The organism is Mesonia oceanica, assembly GCF_902499555.1.
Taxonomy (GTDB): domain Bacteria; phylum Bacteroidota; class Bacteroidia; order Flavobacteriales; family Flavobacteriaceae; genus Mesonia; species Mesonia oceanica.
In genome coordinates this window covers 1-2479 of record NZ_CABVMM010000040.1, presented here as the reverse complement: position 1 = coordinate 2479, position 2479 = coordinate 1, and the positions used below count along the sequence as shown (strand labels likewise).

The 2479-nt window shown below is 28.2% G+C and carries 4 protein-coding genes; all 4 read right to left on the bottom strand.

The features are described from left to right. On the bottom strand, positions 1-477 hold a 477-nt coding region (locus FVB9532_RS19180; protein ID WP_150546795.1), incomplete at its 3' end, for a hypothetical protein. A 298-nt stretch (positions 478-775) separates the two neighbouring features. Next, positions 776-1006, bottom strand: coding sequence for a hypothetical protein (locus FVB9532_RS19175; protein WP_150546794.1), 231 nt, complete (start codon positions 1004-1006; stop codon positions 776-778). 380 nt (positions 1007-1386) lie between these two features. Next, positions 1387-1668: a hypothetical protein gene (locus FVB9532_RS19170; RefSeq protein ID WP_150546793.1), complete on the bottom strand. Its 282-nt coding sequence runs from the start codon at positions 1666-1668 to the stop codon at positions 1387-1389. 5 nt (positions 1669-1673) lie between these two features. Further along, positions 1674-2479, bottom strand: an 806-nt coding sequence (locus FVB9532_RS19165; RefSeq protein WP_150546792.1) for a zincin-like metallopeptidase toxin domain-containing protein, incomplete at its 5' end; no start/stop codon positions are given.

Here is a 2479-nt window from a genome sequence, read left to right as displayed (position 1 = left end):
GCCAAGCTCTAGTTTTTCAATGTATTTTTCTACAAATTCTTCCCATAATGTAATCATCTGGTTTAAATAATCTTTCATTTCACTTAAAGTATTGTAGCCGAATGTATTACTAACTTTTTCTGCTTTAGCTTTATTATATGGTAAGTAATCTAATGCTGCTGCAACAGGACTCAAGTCTACATTTTGTAATATTTGATTCATATATATATATATATAAAATAGTAACCCCGCTCCGCTAGTTTTTTGAATTTCTAAAACAAACTCGTATTTATTGTAATTTTTGGTAATAGTATAGTATGCTCCTCCTTCGTGTTTTATTTGGTATTTAGCATCAACCATCGCCATAAAAGTTTTTTTGTCACATTTTAAAATTTTATCTGAATTATTCTTTATAAATTTTAACTCAATATTGAGATATCTATCTATGAAGTCCATTTCTGTTAAAATGTTCTTTTCAAATTCCCTTATTCCTTCCATAAATATTATTCTTTTTCAAAAACTAATTTATAATAGATGTTAGTAGATTTATCTTTCTCTAGGTTTCTTAAATATTTTAAGGTGGGATTTCTTCAAAAAATGTTCCTGAACTATTATATTCTATTTTTTCTTGTAATGTGATATTTTAATCTAATAATCGCTTTAGTTAAATAAATAAAAAGTGGAAGTCTATTTTTTTGATTCATATAGCTTTCCCTCTACTTCATAGTTCCCTTTTTCATTTAGTTTTATTCGTAATTGTCCTGTATAGTAATGATAGGCAAAGGCTTCACCTTTTTCATCGTATGGAGATGATATATTCAGGGTATAAACCTATCCATTCATCACCGACCGCTTCTGGGTCTCTATGATCAAAACCACCTCCCCAAGTAGGAAAACTAAAATTTCCTAGGCCTTTAGATGGTTTTCTATAATTACAATAAATAGGATACTTATCGCTATGAGTTAAATTCAAATCTTTATGTACTTTTATAATTATTTGCTTTACTTGATTTTCTGTAAGTTTCATAATTGCTATTTTCTCTACAGATTTTTTGTTCTATAACTTCTCTATTCTTATAATTTTCATAGTTACTTCTGATTTGTTCATCTAATTCTTTTAGTTACTCAAAGTCATAGTCAAGTTCTTTTCCTTGAAGTAAAAACTATCGAGAAGTATCAGTAAAATTTTGATGGAAAACGACACGGAATATTTTTTTTCATCTTTTCCTTCCATCTTCTTCATATAAAATAAAGTCCCATTGATTTTTGAAAAGTTCTTTTCTCATCCTCTTTATTACTATAGTATAGAGTGTTCAATCAATTTCCGTTCTTATGATTTCTATGATTTGGTAAAACTTTTGAAATCAAATATTAGCAGTGTTTTTTTATAAAATGAATTATTAAGTTTTATTCTTCCCAATCTTCAGCATATCCATGAGGAGTAGCTGTAAAAAGAATTTCTCCAGTTTCTGCATCTACTGCAACAAAATGAGCAATGGGTTCGAGATATCCCTCAATATCATAATTTACAATGAAAATATCTTTTTCTTGGTTCTCGTATTTTCCATAATTTATAAATTTCTTTTCTTCAAAACTGATTTGATCTACAGTATTAATATATAGATATTCTCTTTTGTGCTCTTTTAAATATTTTACTACATTTTCTAAAGCTTGTTTTTTTGTTATCATGAAAATTATTTTAGATTCAAAATTTTGTTAATATCAATTTCTTGCCTTTTTTTCGGAATATTTTCTAATTTAAATGGTAATTTTTCTATTAAAGGATTACCTAAATTATCTGTTTTTCCAACTTTTTTATAATACCAATTAATATAATCTTCGGCATGTTTTAATTCTTTTCTATTTAGATACTTATAATGTTCAACCATTTTGTCATATACATATTTCTCTCTATTGACTAAAGGTTTTTCCATAAATGATTTCATGCCTATGGCTTTACTATCTCTCATATGCATAAGCTCATGGAGAAGCTCATATATTGTAGCATTTTCTCTAATTACCAATTTCATTTTCTGTCCATCGGTTATAAAAAGTGCTGCATTTTTAGCATTCATTTCATAAATTCGTCCTGACGGATAGAAAAATCCATCAACTTGAAAAGCTCCCTTTGGAGGCCCAATTTGCATATCTACTTTGTTTTTAAATAAAACTCTCCTAACCTTTTTTAATTCAGAATCTTCTAATACTTGCCCTAAATATTTTCCTCTTTCTAATAAAGAGCTTTGTAGCTTTCTTGCTCCAGGCCCATCATGCTCCAATACATCATCAATCCATTTATTAAATTTAGGTAGTTTTTGGGTGCTTTTGGCAATACCTTTTACGAAGGTAATTAAACTTACAATTAAGTCTATGGCTATAATGGTATCTTCGCCAGAATTATGAGCAATTTGGTAGGAAGTTAATTGGTTGTCTTCATAGCGAGTGTAGAAATAGTTGTCTATACTTTTTGCAATGGCTTTGCTAATAAGGTCTGGGTTTT

Bases quoted from the DNA above. Each gene is read 5' to 3' on its own strand.
- FVB9532_RS19175 (WP_150546794.1), bottom strand. From the start codon at position 1,006: ATGAAACTTACAGAAAATCAAGTAAAGCAAATAATTATAAAAGTACAT.
- FVB9532_RS19170 (WP_150546793.1), bottom strand. From the start codon at position 1,668: ATGATAACAAAAAAACAAGCTTTAGAAAATGTAGTAAAATATTTAAAA.